Source organism: Desulforamulus aeronauticus DSM 10349 (assembly GCF_900142375.1).
In the GTDB taxonomy this organism is placed as follows: domain Bacteria; phylum Bacillota; class Desulfotomaculia; order Desulfotomaculales; family Desulfotomaculaceae; genus Desulfotomaculum; species Desulfotomaculum aeronauticum.
This window is the reverse complement of sequence record NZ_FRAR01000020.1, coordinates 102,258-118,066: the sequence shown is the minus strand read 5'-3', so window position 1 is coordinate 118,066 and position 15,809 is coordinate 102,258. Positions and strand designations below refer to the sequence as shown.

Genomic DNA, 15,809 nt, shown 5'->3' with positions numbered 1-15,809 from the left:
TTATAGAAATTACCTGTGTAAGAGCTAACAGGCCTATTGTTCCAGGTCACAGTATTTTGGTTGAAGGGAGTGTTAACCCGGTAGATGTATATTGGTTGAACACCCGGTACATCCTTCCTATAAAGATAGAGTCTTAAAAAAGCATTGTTCAGAACATTACCAGCGGGTATGATGGGTGTAGGGAATTGTATTAGACTCCTGTATACGTCGTTAATCCTAGTAAAACTACCAATATACAGTGCCACAACAGATCCAAAATTGGTTGTTGGGTAAGACTGTGCAATATAAGCGTCCCCAATTGGTATTAATGAAATCGTTGGCAACTTATAATCAACCCCTCTCTAAAATTAGCTAGCTCAATCTAAAATATTCCATCGGGCTGGAAAATGTTACATTTTGTCAATCAGTTTTCTAAAATGCTATAAAGTCAATGGTAAAGGTCATCCTTTCTTTATAAAGAGAAATTAAAGGGTACCTACAAACAAAATGGGGCGTAACGAAATTAAAGTTTCGTTACGCCCCCCATTATTGGGTTTTGATAATCGTTAATCTATCTACTGTTATATCACTGTTTTGAAAAACGTAGGTAATACTCCTTGATACTTTTCAAATTGATTCAACCCTACACCAAAAAGAATATCTTTAATCCTGGTATAGTTAACAAACCACTCAAATTGATAAATAAATCTTCCATATTTTTCAACTGGTTGCAACGCACTGGGAAACCAGTGCGTTTTAACTATTGCTTGAGCATATCTATATATTCCAGATGAACATCCGGTTTTACCAGCCTTAATTCTACTAGCACCGGTAGATGGTCCGAAGCAAATGAATGAAACGTTTTTACAGACGTAGCCTGCCAGTGAGAAGAGACAAAAACAAAATCAATATGTTCCTTCGGCTGATTCGCGGGATAGGTTTTAAAATCCTTTTCTTGCACGGTAGCATCTTGTAAAACAGAGGTGATGAGCTGATATTCCTCCGAGGTACGTTCATCATTAAAGTCCCCCACCAGAATAACCGGGTTCGGGGAATCCTGAACAATCTGTATAATTTCTCTGACTTGTTGCTGCCTCTCTTCGCTATTTAATCCTAGGTGGGTACAAAAAAAGTGAATCCTTCTATGGCCCAGTTGTATTTCTGTTTCTAGCAATCCTCTCTGTTCGCCCCGACTGGGTAAAAGAAGTAGTCTCTGAAAAACAATAGGCCAATGGCTCAGTGTAGCAACACCATATTGCCCAACCCCCCATTGCAATGTTGCACCATAAGCCCAATACTTTTGCAACCTTTGGCCAAGAATTTTAGCTTGATGGCAGAAACGACTGCGGGGCAAATGTTTATCCACCTCTTGAAGTCCAACTAGTTGTGCACCAGACCGGGCTAATACCTCTACTATCCGGCTAAGATTGACCTGATCATCCATCCCCCGGGCATGACGAATATTATAACTTATCACTTTAATCCCTACTATTTCATCACCCCCACTTAACTGAGGAAAAGACCACTGTCCGATGACCGAGTCGTATTAATAAGATCGCAAAGATAGGTCATTAATCCCTGGACATTCATGTCTAGAGGCATATTAGCTGCTTTTTTGGCCAAATGAATGAGCCCTTTATCGATTCCCTCAATCAAAAAACCCTCTTGGGCAGCTACCGGGCTAATCAGGTTATTCTCAGAAGTAATAAGTCCCCGATCCGGCAGCAGCAAAACATTGCGGAAATGCATTAGTTGGCTTAATTGCTCCCAAGTTTTAGAGGGAAAACCCACTACCGTAACATTTCCATCATCCCAAAGGATTTCCATAGAAATTAAACAAATTTCTAATGACTTTATAATGACTAAATTCCAATTCAACCGGCAATTTACTTCTTCACCCAGGAAGCGGCGTTCAGCATAGTAGGCCATTTCTTTTTTTATGGCTGGTACCACAAGAAAACCGGTATCTGCCAGCGTTCCAATAATCTCAGGATAAATAATTGCTCCCCCCATAGCATCCCTCCATAACAATGGCCTAGACCAATAATAGTATGGTTACGATATGCTATGCGTGCATTGATTCTACTGCTACAGTCAATCTTTTTCCGTTCTGGCTCTCTTTCCCTGTCGGTTAAAATTTTGGGCCCAGGTATTATATTGTTCCAAAACTTCCAACACCTTGCTGGAAATAGCTTTTTCCGGCATCAGAACCCGGGATGCTAAAGCAAGACCAGAAACAAAGCCTGCTGTCATACCCCTCTGAAATTCAGGACCATGCCCATGTTCTTCCTTTTGCTCTGCAGTCATTACTGAATGCTTTAGTTCATTAAGCTTTCTTTCCAGTACATCTACTAGATAGATTTCTCTTTCTGTCTCTGTCATACGGCTTAGTTCTTGCTGCGACACCATTTGACAACAACCCCCATTCTTGCTTTCATCAACTCCGATTATATCAGCAGTCTCAACATTTTACACCCCTTCCCCGTGATTCAGAGCAGTTCTATAATACATTTCAGGGGGGTGAAAATGCATGGAAAAGCAGCAATCACGGGTGGAGGAAATCATTGCTTTGACTTGCGAGCAGGCTGACTATTACTTTTCCTTAGCCATGAACGGGGACATCAGAGTAAAGGGAAAATTTATCCGAGATGAGAATGGTCGACTCCGACCCGTTCTGGTAAAAACTACTTTTCTTCCTCCAGTATCAAAGGATGTACTGGAAAGCAAAAACCATTCATGGGGAGCTGCTGCAGTCTCCAGCAAAAAAAGTAACTGGTTAGGTCAACTTTTTAAGTGGACACAGAAACTCATTAAATAATTTCTATTTTCAAAATATTTGATATAAATTTCACATACATTATCTGCTAAAAATAAAAAAGTTTGGGATTTAATTCCCAAACCTTAAAATTTTTATGTCTACTTTATTCTGCCTTTTACTTGGCGTAATGCCGCGTACATTCTATATCCACAACCCATTTTAAGTTTTTCCTGACCATCACCAATTCTAATCAGTTGCACTTTCCCGTTAACGATTTTAAGTTTACCAATCAGTTTTGACATTACATCCACCTCCTGAATTTCTTTGATTGAGAAAATTATAACAAGCTCAAACTAAAGATTCAATACCTTAGCCCGTAATCCCAATTGTAAAATAAGTCAATTAATTCTAAACCTGAATTATTTTAATTTTCCCCTTTTTGTACTATCGGTTAATGGTTTGTAATACACATTAACAAACTGGGACAAGGAGGGGGCTTTTGGTATGCGGGGAGATAGGAGAATTTTACACTGTATTCTAAAGGATTTTTCCTGGAGCAATCTAAAAAAGGCCATATTAAAAAATAATACCTCTGATGAGCGTTATGCACTGGTGCTACAAATAGAGCAGGCCAAAAGAGCCTGGCAGATAGCACAGGAGCAAATGCATTGGGCCGATAAAGATATGTTAGAGGCAACGATCTTAAAGACCACTGCTTGCGAAAGGCGTTATATTGCTCTGCTACAACAGGCTAAAAATCAGTGCTATCAGGTCTGGGATATGAACAGCCTACTCCGAGGACAACGATAGATAATAAATTAGAAAAAAACTGCCCCAGGAGCACAGCACAGGAGCTGTTCCCTGGGGCAGCCTGCTTAGAATAGGTAGATAGCAAGTAATTAGAACTTGGTTAAATACTCTTCTAACTCCCAAGCACTTACCTGCATACGATAACGATCCCATTCAATAAGCTTTGCCTCAACATAACGATTAAAAATATGGGGCCCTAGGGCTTCTTTAATCACTTGATTGGCCTCTAATGCCTTTATGGCTTCAGAAAGATTTTCTGGCAAATTGCCAATCCCCAGTTCCTGGCGTTCAGCCAAGGTCATTTCGTAGATGTTTCTATCACAGGGTGGTGGTGGTACCATACCCTTTTTAATACCATCAAGTCCTGCCCGTAAGCATACTGCCAAAGCTAAGTAAGGGTTACAGGACGGGTCCGGGCTGCGCAGTTCCACACGGGTGGACATACCACGTTTGGCCGGAATGCGAACCAAAGGACTACGGTTTTGGGAAGACCAAGCCACATAAACCGGAGCTTCATAACCAGAAACCAACCGTTTATAGGAGTTAACGGTAGGGTTGATAATCGCTGTAATGGCCTCTATATGATGCATCAGTCCGGCAATATAGTTCATACTAATTTCACTCATGCCAATGGGGGCATTAGGATCGTAAAAAGCGTTTTTGCCCTCTTTGGTAATCAAGGACTGATTCAAGTGCATCCCGGAACCGGCCATACCAAAGACAGGTTTGGGCATAAAGGTGGCATGTAGACCGTGGCGCTGAGCGACAGTTCGTACAGCTAGCTTAAAGGTAACAATTTTATCGGCCACATCCAAAGCATCGGAGTATTTAAAATCAATTTCGTGCTGTCCGGGAGCCAGCTCGTGGTGAGAAGCTTCTATTTCAAAACCTATTTGTTCCAAGGTTAAGACCATATCGCGCCGGGCATCTTCACCTAGGTCAATGGGTGTCATATCAAAGTAACTGGCCCGGTCGTGGGTTTTCGTGGTGGGACGTCCCTCACTGTCCACATGGAATAGGAAAAATTCGGCCTCGGGACCTACATTCATGGTGTAACCCATTGCCTCAGCTTCGGCAATGGCCCGACGCAGTGCATAACGGGGATCACCAATAAAAGGTGTGCCATCAGGATTATAAATATCACAAATCAAGCGAGCCACTGCGCCTTCCCGGGGTTTCCAGGGAAAGACCACAAAACTATTGGGATCTGGACGGAGATACATATCAGATTCTTCGATTCTCACAAAACCTTCAATGGAAGATCCGTCAAACATCATCTCCCCTTCCAGTGCTTTATCCAGTTGTTCCACCGTAATGGCTACGTTTTTTAATACCCCAAAAATGTCTGTGAACTGCAGTCGAACAAACTTAACATGTAACTCCTTACATAATTGCCTAACATCATCGTTAGTCAGCTTAGCCACAATAACACACCTTTCTACTAAAATCTCCAAGACTTAGTATATCACAAAACGAAAAGCCTACATGCAGGTTGTAAAAATTTCACAACCTGTACGTAGGCTTCATTGCCCTGTGATTAGCACATCCTATGCTTCTTCAATTATTCATTTAGTATACATCAATACTTTACAAAAATCTAGCCCTTCTTTGATGATTAAACAGTGTAGCCCAAACAGATTTTACTCCTGTCTGGGCTACATCTAATCAAAACATTACACTCTTATTAATTAGTTATTAGAGATTCTATTAGCCAAGAATTTTGGCTACTTCATCAGCATCGGCTTCCATAACATACCGAATACCACTAATCCCCGCAGCTTCGGGAGTTAAGGCCACCAGATCATCCCGGGTGATGTACTCCAGGGAGAACTTGCGAGCACCACACATAAACTGGCGCAGCCCCTGGGCTAAACGTTCAAAGTAGGTGTAAACACCAATGGCACCAACGGGCAGATCTGCAAAACGATCCCCCAGCTTATTCTTGAGTACTGCAGTATTAATGAAGATTTGCTCTAGGGTCTCACCATATTTTTTGTATTCGTTAGGTATCTTGCCACTCTTCACCATTTCACCAATGTTCTTGCCTACCATGGCGGCGGTTAAAGCGGAACGGGCCATACCAATGGCTTTCACATAGGGAGCACCAAGAGCCATACCTTTGTACAGATGATCTTCTAAAGTAAAACCACCAGCCATGGCAATGGGCGGCACATATTCGCCACGGGCAGCCAACTTATCGCAATACTGGGTTAACAAGGACTGAAGATAAACGGTGGGTACACCCCATTCATTCATCATCCGCCAAGGGCTCATGCCGGTACCACCACCAGCGCCGTCAACGGTAAGCAGATCAATCTTCGCTAAGGAGGCAAATTTCACGGCACGGGCTAAATCTGCCGGACGATAGGCTCCGGTCTTTAAGAACACATATTTAGCACCGGCTGCCCTCAGTTCTTCTACCCGCTTAACAAAACTTTCTTCAGAAACCATGCCAATTCTAGAGTGACGTTCAAATTCTTTAAAAGCACCGGCCTTGTAGGCTTCCTGTACTTTGGCATCTTCCGGATCGGGCAGTACAATATAACCGCGGCTCTTTAACTGCAGGGCACGTTCCAGGCTGTCTAACTTCACTTCGCCACCAATATCCTTGGCACCCTGACCCCACTTAACCTCAACAGCATCGACACCCAGCTTTTCCAAAGCATATTCCTGCACACCCAGTTTGGTGTCTTCTACATTGGCCTGCACAGCTATAAAACCTGCACCTTGGGACCACGCTTGGAAGTCCTTCACTCTTCTGGCTAGGTTGGGAGAGTGAACCACGCGGCCATTTTTAATTTCTACATTGGGGTCCATGGCACAAACGTTTTCACCGATAGCAATACCGGCACCGGCAATAGCGCAACCGGCAGCCAAGTGATTCCAGTTATCTGCAGCTACATTGGTGGAACCCATAGCCGCTACGATGATGGGTAGAGTAAGCTTGAGATCTTTGTTAGAACCTAAGCAGGTCTCTAAATTTACAGCCGGAAAAATCGCTTTATCGGAATCAGCTTCAATACCGTGAGCACCTACGGCAGTACCCATAATATTAAAGTGGGAATAATCAATGGGATAATCCTTTTGAGAAGCAGAGGTGGTTTTACCGAAGGGCTGGGGATACAGCACTTCTTTACCACGCACAGCGGATTTACCGATTTCACAGAAACCGGGACAGCCGTCGAGGCAGGTGGTGCACATGCCACTGAAGGCACAGTAGCTCTCGGGGGTACGTAATTTGGTCATGGTTGCGGTGCTGGCATTGATACCTTTACTTAATGTCATCTTTCATTACCTCCTGATACATTTCAAATTTATTAGATTACACCTTTGACGTTATTAGTAATTCGTTAAATATCGCTCCAACTCCCAGGGATGCACATGGTAATGGAATTCATCCCATTCCTTGTTCTTAACCTCCAGATAGCGATTGAAAATTAGTTCACCCAAGGCTTGTTGGATGAATTGATCCTGTGTCAAGGCCCAAAGTGCTTCCCCTAGGTTGCGGGGTACTCTTTCGCAGCTTCCCTCTTCATCCAAAGATACCGGTAGTGGCAACTTATCATTGATGCCCTTTAGACCGGCCTGCATCACCAGAGCCAAGGCCAGGTATGGATTGCAGGTGGCATCCGGACTGCGTAGCACAATTTGGGTATCACTACCTCGCTGAGAAGGTATTCTAATCATCGATCTCCTGTTACTTTCGGACCATCCTCTCAGTACCCGATCCAGCTCCGAATTTCCTAATCGCTTGTAGGAGTTGACCAGGGGATTGACAATGGCCGTTAAGGCTGCGGCATGGCTAACCAGACCGCTGGTAAAACTGCCTGCTAAATGACTAAGTCCATTGCTGGCAGTGCTATCCGCCAGAGCGTTTTCAGCCTCCTGATACAAACAAAGACTAAGGGCCATTCCCGAGCCATTATGTCCAGGCAAGGGTTTCGGCATAAAGGAGGCGTGTAAGCCATGTCTTTGAGCAATGGTTCTAACCACAAATTTAAAGGTGGCAATCTTATCTGCCATACTTAAGGGGTCTTCTTCCCGCAGCACAATTTCATGCTGACCAGGGGCACTTTCATGATGACTAGAGACAATTTGAAAACCCATTTCCTCCAGGGTTAGCACCATATCCCGACGGGCATTTTCACCCAAATCCACCGGAGTTAAATCGCAAAGTCCCGCATTATCATGGGTTTGGGCAACCGGGTGACCCTGCTGGTCGGTGTGAAATAAGAAAAACTCAATCTCTGCACCCACGGCTAGTTCCAAACCACTTTTTTCCCAGGTAGCCCGTGACTCTCTTAATTTGCTGCGGGAGCAACCAGCATAGGGTTGACCATCGGCAGAAACCATATCACAGATGAGTCGAGCCACCGCCCCTTCACGGGGACGCCAAGGGAAAACCTGAAAGGTTCTCGGGTCTGGTTTTAGAAAAACATCCGTCTGTTTTGGTCCGTATTTTCCCTCCAACACCGCGCTGTCAAGGCTAATTTTGTTGGCCAGTACCCTTTCTAGCTCTTCTACGGTAATAGCCACATTTTTAAAATTACCCTGAATATCTGTAAACTGTAAGCGTACAAACTTCACATGGTATTCCTGGGCTCTTTCAATTACATCCTGAGACGTTAGCGGCTGCATCATAACCCTCCTCTGAAACTAGCTGATACTAACAAAAAAGACGTCCCAACTAGACCCTTCAAAAATCAAAGGTCTAGTTGGGACGTCTTTGCCCCGGTACATTATTAACCTGTAATCAGTACTATACATTTCTTTTTTGGCTCAGTCAACAAACAACAGATAGATATATTGTATACAATTATCCTTTTAAACAAAGTCTCTATGTTTAGTTTTTAGACAGGCTCGTTATAACTTGCTGGCAAATTTTAGGCAAGGAACTGCAACGATCCATACTTAGTTTTTGTAAGTACCGATGCGCCTCCTGTTCGCAGAGCCCTTTTTTCTCCATCAAAAGTCGCTTGGCTTGTTCTACCAGTTTTCGTTCTTCCAATTCTTTCTTTAACCGCTTGTTCTCCTTGCCCACCCGAACTAACCGTTTAAATATCCCGATGGCCATTTCCAAGGTGGGAATTAAACTGGCCTCATCTATCGGTTTGATTAGATACCCTAATACAGCAGAAAACTTGGCCTCTTCAATGATCTCGCGGTCATTAAAAGACGTAATTAAAACAACCGGAGCCAGATGGTGTTCTTCAATCACCCGAGCAACTTCCAAACCCTTACTCCCCGGCAGCTTTGCTTCCATGATAATGATATCCGGCTCAGTTTGAAAAGCTGCCTGGAGAGTACTCTGACTGTCTTCAGTTTCAGCCACCACCAGGTAACCATGTTGTGCCAGTAAGTCTTTCAATCTTTTCCGGTAATCCACATCCGGGTCCGCTAGCAGAACGCGCCTGCCAAACATCTAGTACCCCCCAAAAAAAGACACTCTTATTTAAATAATAATCCTGTCCATAGGAAAAAGTCCATCACCAAGAGCTTATTCGTACTATTTTTTTGTGAATTGCCAACCAGATATTTCTTTTCTTTTTCAATGTCATTTTTATGGTATGGCACGTAATATGAATTATTAAAACAGAATATCTGAGTTAGTAGCAGAGAGGCAATGGCGCCACCTGGCAAAAAGGGTTGTTTACCCTTTTCCTGGTGGTTTTTTTATTGCTAGCTGTCCAATCTAGCTGCTTACTTGGTAGTAAAATTTTGGTTAGTAACCGTAAGGAGGAATTGTTTATGTGTGGTATTACGGGTTGGATTGATGAAAAAATACAGTTACCCCAAGACCGCATAATTCTGGAAAGAATGACTGCAACCTTGACCAATCGGGGCCCGGACGCTGAAGGATACTGGATTTCTGACCGGGCAGCCCTAGGGCATCGGCGCCTCACCGTGGTGGATCCTGTGGGCGGTAGCCAACCGATGGTTCGTACTCTGGGTGAACAAACCTTTGTCATTGTTTATAACGGTGAATTGTATAACACCCCGGAACTTCGAGGGGAATTGGCCTTACGGGGGCATCATTTTCAGGGGCATTCCGACACCGAAGTTCTGTTAACCGCTTATATGGAATGGGGACCCAGCTGTGTTGAGAAATGTAACGGTATCTTTGCCTTTGGCATCTGGAATCAGGTAGAACAAAGTTTTTTTATGGCCAGGGACCGCCTGGGAGTAAAACCGTTGTTTTATACCAAGCGAAAAAATGCCTTTCTATTTGGCAGTGAATTAAAGGCTTTACTAGCCCATCCGCTGGTAAAACCAGAAGTTGCTGCAGACGGACTGGCAGAAATATTTGCCCTTGGTCCTGCCCGTACGCCGGGTCACGCTGTGTTTAAAAATGTTCATGAACTACGTCCCGGTTATAGCCTTTTTTACAAGAATAATACCCTTACTATCAAACCCTATTGGCAGTTAGTAACTGCCCCCCATGAGGATGATCTTTATACGACCATTCATAAAGTAAGAGAACTGTTGGAGGACTCCATCTCCCGCCAATTGGTAGCGGACGTTCCGGTATGTACCCTCCTCTCAGGCGGCTTAGACTCCAGTGCCCTGTCGGCCTTCGCCGCCAAAACCTACAAAGGTGCTGGCCAGGGTCCCTTGCATACCTATTCGGTGGATTATACAGATAATGACCGCTATTTTCAGGCAAGCCTGTATCAGCCTAATTCCGATGCTCCCTGGATAGAGCGTATGTCAACCTTTCTAAACTCCCAACATCACTATGTTACTGTGGATACGCCGCAATTGGTCGAGGCCTTGCGCATTGCTATGTTGGCCCGGGACCTGCCGGGCATGGCCGATGTGGATGCTTCTCTTTATCTCTTTTGCCAACAAATTAAAAAAGATGCTACCGTGGCCCTCTCCGGTGAATGTGCTGATGAAATATTTGGGGGGTACCCCTGGTTTCACAGGGAGGATCTTTTAAACGCCCCCACCTTTCCCTGGTCCAGGTCCGTTCGTTACCGGGAAAAACTGCTGGCTCCGGAAATACGGGAACCAGTAAACCTTGTTGAGTATGTAATTAATCGCTATCAGGAAACCCTATCAGAAGTCCCCCGTCTGCTGGGTGAAGCTGCGGCAGACGGCAGACGGCGAGAGATGTTTTATCTTAACCAAATTTGGTTCATGCAAACCCTACTGGATCGCAAGGACCGTATGAGTATGGCTACCGGGCTGGAGGTACGGGTGCCCTTCTGTGATCACCGTATCGTTGAATACGTCTGGAACGTGCCCTGGTCTATGAAATACTTTAACAACCGAGAAAAAGGCTTATTACGCTTGGCTTTGGCCGACGTATTGCCGGAAGACGTGCTGGAACGGCGTAAAAGCCCATACCCCAAAACCCACAACCCCGCCTATCTGGCGGCCGTTCGTCAAATACTGCTGGAGATTCTCGATGATCCCACTGCTCCCTTGCTTCCGTTAATCGATGTGTCCTACGTTCGTAAATTGGTAGAAACCGAAGGGGATAGTCTTAGCCAGCCTTGGTTTGGTCAACTGATGAGCGGTCCGCAACTGTTCGCTTTTCTCTATCAAGTTAATGAATGGTTAAAAGAATACCGGGTGGTTATTTTACCATAGAGAATTATTTATGCACAAGAAAAGAACGGGCTTAACGCCCCTTCTTTTCTTTAAAATTCTCTTTTTCAAACTCAGCTAATTTTACCCGTTCCCCAAAGACTACTATCTCATCTCCTGCCTTGAGAACGGTAGCAGCCACTGGCTGGATCGTTTCATTACCTCTATAGACTAATAATATATAAACCCCAAAGCGTTTGGGTATATCCATTTCCACAAAGGTTCTACCGGTAAATCTTATTCCTACTTCTATTTGCTCTACCACAAAACCCTGGGGCAATTCCAACAAATCAATGACTGTGTCATTGGATATGATGTGTGCCAATCGTCGTCCAATATCTCGCTCAGGGAAAACAACCCTGTCCGCACCCATTTTAGACAATACATTGCCCCGTCTTTCGGAGGAAGCTTTGACCGATACCGGGATACCGGCCTCCTTTAAGATATGAGTAGCAATTAGAGCTCCTTCAAACTCCTGACCTATAGCCACTACAGCTTCATCAAAATTCTTTTCTCCCACAATTTTTATTAACTCTTCATCATCCTCTCCCACATCAAGAATAGCACCGGAAACAATCATCTCTCTGACCGGGTCCAGAGCTTCTTCATCTACATCAACGGCAAAAATATCATGGCCTTTTTCATAAAGCCCTTCTATAACCCCACGTCCAAATCTGCCCACACCAACTACAATAAACGACTTTTTCATTCCTAAATACCACCCTTTAACCGATTAATATATCTTCTTTTAAATAACGTACCCGCGGCTGCTCTTGTTTTGCTAAGAAAATCACCAGCGATAAAACGCCAATCCGCCCAACAAACATCAAGACAGTTAGTAGAACCTGTCCCAGGGGAGACAACTGCTCGGTAATCCCCATGGATAACCCCACTGTGGCCATAGCGGAAACCACTTCAAAAAGCACTGGCAGAAAGGGCAGGTTTTCTATCACCATTAACACAAGGGTACTAAAGCTGACTAAAAAGAAAGCAATAATCGCCACTGTAAAGGCCTTCGTCACACTCTCCGGTGCAATTTCCCGCTCCCAAATAACGACTTCCTTTCTACCCCGCGCAACGGCCCAAATTGCCAAAACAATGGTACCGATGGTTGTTGTTTTAATTCCTCCACCTACTGAACCGGGGCTGGCACCAATAAACATCATCATAAGCGCCAGAAAAACAAAGGGTTCACTCCAACTACTAACGGGAACCGTAGTAAAACCCGCCGTTTTGGTTACAGCTTGAAACAGACTTTCTACGATCTTATTGGGTAATGATAGTCCTGTCATTAATCGATTGTATTCACTGATAAAATAAAAACCACTGCCAATCAAAATAATAAACCCTGTAACCCATAAAACCAACCGAGTATGCAGACTCATTCTCTGCCACCTGTGCTGTACCAAAAGTTCTTGTAACACAACATAACCCAAGCTCCCTAAAAAAATTAAAGCCGTATAAACAAAAATTAAGGAGGGATATAAACGGTATATCTCCAGGCTTTGTCCAGTCAAACCTAATCCCACACCATTAAAAGCACTGACAGTCTGAAATATGACAAAAAAGACTCCTACTCCCAAGCCCTTATCCCACAAATGGGGGGTGAGAAAAGCCATTAACACTGCCCCACTGCCTTCAATGATCAGCGTTAGAAATACTACGTTCCGCACCAGGCGAAGAATCCCCGAAACATTAAAAAAATTTCTATCCTGGGCTATAAGAGCCCGCTGCCCAAGCTGTATCCTCGTGCCAAGAATCATTAAAAAAATGGTAGTAAAAACCATTAATCCTAAGCCACCAATCTGCATCAGGATCAGAATTACGGTTTGCCCATAGATCGTCCAGTGGGAATCGGTGGGCACTACCGTAAGCCCTGTTACTGTTAAAGCAGAAATTGCCGTAAACCAAGCCTGCAAAAAACCAGTAGGACCCGTGGAAGCCCCGGGCAGCATTAGTAATAAACTACCCAGCAAGCCAACCGCTATATAACTAAGCACCAAAATCTGTCCGGGTCTTAATCTATTATTCATTGTCTTACCTCATTTTTACAATTTAAAAAACGTTTGTATGACACACTATATAATACCTAATCCGGTAACAAAATTCCATTTAAATCCGAATATCTATTTAGTTTAGATATTTGTAATTATGTTAACTTTTACACTTATATTGACCCCAGGGACAACTTGCTTTATTATTAAAGATGTAAAGGAGGTAGATTGCATGTACGGAGCTTTTCAACCTACTCACCTGATTTTAATTTTAATTGTTGTCCTAATCATCTTTGGCCCTGGCAAATTAAAGGGTATCGGCAAATCCCTGGGAGAAGGTTTACATGACTTCAAAAAAGCAGTAAACAATGATGATGAAAAAGTAGAAAAGATTGAGATTGAGAGCAAACCAGAAACAAAGTAATTTTGCTATGGTTAAGGGGTTGTCACAGTTCATAGCGAACCGTGACAACCCCTCTTAGTTTTGTGACTATTTTTAGAGCCATGACTACTCTCTTAAAAATCAATACCTTTTTCTAAGTGTATCAGCCTAAGCCTATGTTAGCTATATACCTTGACCTGTCGGGCTTGCAGGGACTTGTAAACCCGTTTGGTTACCACGCCCACGGCGTAACCGGTTATAACAGCGGAAATCATTAAGATTGGTAACAAGCTGTAGAGCAAGAGTTCATGAGCCAACCAACTGGCCACAAATAATTGGCCTAGATTGTGGCAGATAGCTCCGATAATGCTGATATTAACAATACTGATGTGTTGGTTGAAAGTTCTCCACAACAGCACCATGACTAAGGTGCTAAACAATCCTCCGGTAATGCTGAATAAAAAGCTGACTGGATTTCCCCCTATTAGGGTTGCTAAAACACACCGCAGGAGCACCACCAAAAAAGCATCTTTATACCCCAGCATGATAATGGACAGTAAGGTAATTACGTTGGCCAAGCCCAGCTTAACACCGGGGTGCGCCTGAGGGATGATGATAGACCGCTCCACGATACTAAGGATTGCCGCCAGGGAAATAAATAAAGCAATAAGTAAGATACGTTTGGTCTTCATTTTTCATTCCCCCCTATTTGATTGCCTTTAATAGGAAGTGGCATCTAGGTTATTCCCCTGTCCTGTCAGCTTAATCTTCAGTTTATTGGGAGCACAAAAGGTGATTTGGTTGGGTTTGCTCAGCCAGCCGGCATTCACACATACTTGGTTCGGGCAATCCGCTTGCTTCACCCGAGCCTGGCCCGCCTTGATTTCTATTAGATTATAATGTCCCATTTCATCAGTAACCTTGATTTCCTGATTAGCTGCCGTGGACAAAGGAATTTTTTGATGTAACTGACCATCCTTATGTATTTCCAAGAACAGAGTTTGCTCTGCTCCCCTGTACTGCGGCAGATATAGCCCTACTGTACTGAGTAAGACCAGCCCCAGAAAGCCAATTGTTAGGTAATAATTTAATTTTTTCATTCGTTCACCTGGCATCATTGTTTATGAATTGTCATGAATGATCCGATACCCATCTGCTCCGGTAAATTCTAGTTGCTTCGTAAGTTGATTGGTCATGGTTATTTGTTTGTCCGGGGTGATAAAGATGGCTTGGGTATCCTGAATCCCCTGTACGAAATCCATCCCTCGCTTCGGTCCCAAGACAAATAAAATTGTTGATAAAATATCTGCATCGGTGGCCGAAGCCCCTAGCACTGTGGTTTGCATAACCTCTCTGGCGGGTTTGCCCGTAGCAGGATTTAAAATATGGTGGTAGCGTACCCCAGCCTCCTCAAAATAACGTTGGTAATCCCCTGAGGTCACTACCGCCGCATCTTTAACCGAGACAATGGCTACTAAACCTTGTTGATTGCGTGGATCCTGAATACCCACCCGCCAGGGTGAGCCATCTGCTTTACTGCCCAGAGCATAAATATTCCCCCCGGCATTGATCAGGGCATGTTTGATACCCATTTTTTTCAACACCGCAGCCGCCTGATCGGTGGCATAACCCTTCGCCACACTACCTAAATCGATACCCATACCCCGCTTCGTTAAATAAACGGTTTTTTGTTGTGGTTCAAGCAGTATCTTTTGATAACCCACCAAATCCAGAGTTTGCTTGATTTCAGCATCAGTCGGCACTCTCTGACTACCGCCAAAACCCCAAAGTTCCATAACTGGGCCAACTGACACATCAAAGGCTCCGCCGCTTAGCTGCTCATAATAATGGCAGCGTTCCAAAATAGCAACAGTATCGTTGCTAACTTTGATGGGTTTTAAGCCTGAATTTTTATTTGCCAGCAGCACATCCCCCAAGGCAGAACTCCCATTGCCCTGGGGGAAACGATTCGTTAGTATGCTAATCCTCTCAAATTCCGCAAAGGCAGCTTCTAACGCGGCTTTTCCCTGCTGCTTGTCCTCACAAAACACGGTAATCTTAACCAAGGTATCCATCATAAATCTTTCATCTATAACTTCTTGTAAAGCACTGGATTGGCCGCAGCCTGATACAAATAGCAAGATGAAAAAACATATTCCCAAAGGCCAGCGCATCTCATCACCTCTTGAAAAATGGAGCATTTGCAAAATCATGGCTAAAGCCGCAACTCTTTTTACCTCAAAGGGCTGCGGCTTTAGCTTCTTCATGTAACCAGTAGAGTCAAGAAAATCTT

The 15,809-nt window shown here is 43.9% G+C and carries 18 protein-coding genes; 4 read left to right on the top strand and 14 right to left on the bottom strand.

Annotation, left to right across the window (positions count from 1 at the left end; genetic code table 11):
- The 4 genes from BUA78_RS19930 to BUA78_RS13540 all read right to left on the bottom strand — a co-directional run.
- Positions 1-323: DNRLRE domain-containing protein (locus BUA78_RS19930; RefSeq protein WP_139257382.1), on the bottom strand; the 323-nt coding region annotated here is incomplete at its 3' end.
- A gap of 416 nt (positions 324-739) precedes the next feature.
- The gene (locus BUA78_RS13550) at positions 740-1,456 is read right to left on the bottom strand and encodes an endonuclease/exonuclease/phosphatase family protein (protein WP_238456825.1); all 717 of its coding nucleotides are present in this window, start codon (positions 1,454-1,456) and stop codon (positions 740-742) included.
- A gap of 29 nt (positions 1,457-1,485) precedes the next feature.
- Positions 1,486-1,992 (bottom strand): hypothetical protein, encoded by a 507-nt coding sequence (locus tag BUA78_RS13545; RefSeq protein WP_072915489.1) that lies wholly within the window; start codon positions 1,990-1,992, stop codon positions 1,486-1,488.
- 81 nt (positions 1,993-2,073) lie between these two features.
- Positions 2,074-2,388, bottom strand: a complete 315-nt coding sequence (locus BUA78_RS13540; RefSeq protein WP_072915486.1) for a hypothetical protein — start codon at positions 2,386-2,388, stop codon at positions 2,074-2,076.
- A gap of 121 nt (positions 2,389-2,509) precedes the next feature.
- Between BUA78_RS13540 and BUA78_RS13535 the strand changes: the two genes are divergently transcribed.
- Entirely contained in the window at positions 2,510-2,797 is a 288-nt protein-coding gene (locus BUA78_RS13535; protein WP_072915485.1) for a hypothetical protein, read from the top strand.
- A 98-nt stretch (positions 2,798-2,895) separates the two neighbouring features.
- On the opposite strand, the gene BUA78_RS20275 is transcribed toward BUA78_RS13535, so the two are convergent.
- A complete protein-coding gene (locus BUA78_RS20275; RefSeq protein ID WP_175549023.1) occupies positions 2,896-3,039 on the bottom strand; it encodes a hypothetical protein in 144 nt (47 codons plus the stop codon).
- Positions 3,040-3,241: 202 nt separating this feature from the next.
- On the opposite strand from BUA78_RS20275, the gene BUA78_RS13530 reads away from it, so the two are divergent.
- Positions 3,242-3,547 carry a DUF2508 domain-containing protein gene (locus tag BUA78_RS13530; RefSeq protein ID WP_072915482.1) on the top strand — a complete coding sequence of 102 codons (306 nt, stop codon included), beginning with the start codon at positions 3,242-3,244 and terminating at the stop codon, positions 3,545-3,547.
- Positions 3,548-3,636: 89 nt separating this feature from the next.
- On the opposite strand, the gene glnA is transcribed toward BUA78_RS13530, so the two are convergent.
- The 4 genes from glnA to BUA78_RS13510 form a co-directional block, all read right to left on the bottom strand.
- Positions 3,637-4,971 (bottom strand): type I glutamate--ammonia ligase, encoded by a 1,335-nt coding sequence (gene glnA / locus BUA78_RS13525; protein WP_072915480.1) that lies wholly within the window; start codon positions 4,969-4,971, stop codon positions 3,637-3,639.
- Between the two features lie 283 nt (positions 4,972-5,254).
- Positions 5,255-6,832: an FMN-binding glutamate synthase family protein gene (locus BUA78_RS13520; RefSeq protein WP_072915477.1), complete on the bottom strand. Its 1,578-nt coding sequence runs from the start codon at positions 6,830-6,832 to the stop codon at positions 5,255-5,257.
- Positions 6,833-6,886: 54 nt separating this feature from the next.
- Entirely contained in the window at positions 6,887-8,185 is a 1,299-nt protein-coding gene (locus BUA78_RS13515; RefSeq protein WP_072915474.1) for a glutamine synthetase family protein, read from the bottom strand.
- Between the two features lie 205 nt (positions 8,186-8,390).
- Complete coding sequence (locus BUA78_RS13510) at positions 8,391-8,969, bottom strand: ANTAR domain-containing response regulator (protein WP_072915472.1); 579 nt, start codon at positions 8,967-8,969, stop codon at positions 8,391-8,393.
- A gap of 326 nt (positions 8,970-9,295) precedes the next feature.
- Between BUA78_RS13510 and asnB the strand changes: the two genes are divergently transcribed.
- Positions 9,296-11,143 (top strand): asparagine synthase (glutamine-hydrolyzing), encoded by a 1,848-nt coding sequence (gene asnB / locus BUA78_RS13505; RefSeq protein WP_072915469.1) that lies wholly within the window; start codon positions 9,296-9,298, stop codon positions 11,141-11,143.
- A 31-nt stretch (positions 11,144-11,174) separates the two neighbouring features.
- Here asnB and BUA78_RS13500 read toward each other — a convergent pair whose 3' ends face one another.
- Together BUA78_RS13500 and BUA78_RS13495 are read right to left on the bottom strand one after the other, a co-directional pair.
- A complete protein-coding gene (locus tag BUA78_RS13500; protein ID WP_072915466.1) occupies positions 11,175-11,849 on the bottom strand; it encodes a potassium channel family protein in 675 nt (224 codons plus the stop codon).
- 16 nt (positions 11,850-11,865) lie between these two features.
- Positions 11,866-13,173 carry a TrkH family potassium uptake protein gene (locus BUA78_RS13495; protein WP_072915464.1) on the bottom strand — a complete coding sequence of 436 codons (1,308 nt, stop codon included), beginning with the start codon at positions 13,171-13,173 and terminating at the stop codon, positions 11,866-11,868.
- Positions 13,174-13,366: 193 nt separating this feature from the next.
- Here BUA78_RS13495 and tatA point away from each other — a divergent pair, with 193 nt between their 5' ends.
- Complete coding sequence (gene tatA / locus BUA78_RS13490; protein WP_072915461.1) at positions 13,367-13,558, top strand: twin-arginine translocase TatA/TatE family subunit; 192 nt, start codon at positions 13,367-13,369, stop codon at positions 13,556-13,558.
- 137 nt (positions 13,559-13,695) lie between these two features.
- Here tatA and BUA78_RS13485 read toward each other — a convergent pair whose 3' ends face one another.
- From BUA78_RS13485 to BUA78_RS13475, 3 genes are read right to left on the bottom strand one after another with little or no spacing between them, the layout of a single operon-like run.
- Entirely contained in the window at positions 13,696-14,208 is a 513-nt protein-coding gene (locus BUA78_RS13485) for a Gx transporter family protein (RefSeq protein WP_072915458.1), read from the bottom strand.
- 27 nt (positions 14,209-14,235) lie between these two features.
- A complete protein-coding gene (locus BUA78_RS13480) occupies positions 14,236-14,616 on the bottom strand; it encodes a NusG domain II-containing protein (RefSeq protein ID WP_072915456.1) in 381 nt (126 codons plus the stop codon).
- Positions 14,617-14,637: 21 nt separating this feature from the next.
- Entirely contained in the window at positions 14,638-15,690 is a 1,053-nt protein-coding gene (locus tag BUA78_RS13475; protein WP_072915453.1) for an FAD:protein FMN transferase, read from the bottom strand.
- Positions 15,691-15,809: the final 119 nt, after the last annotated feature.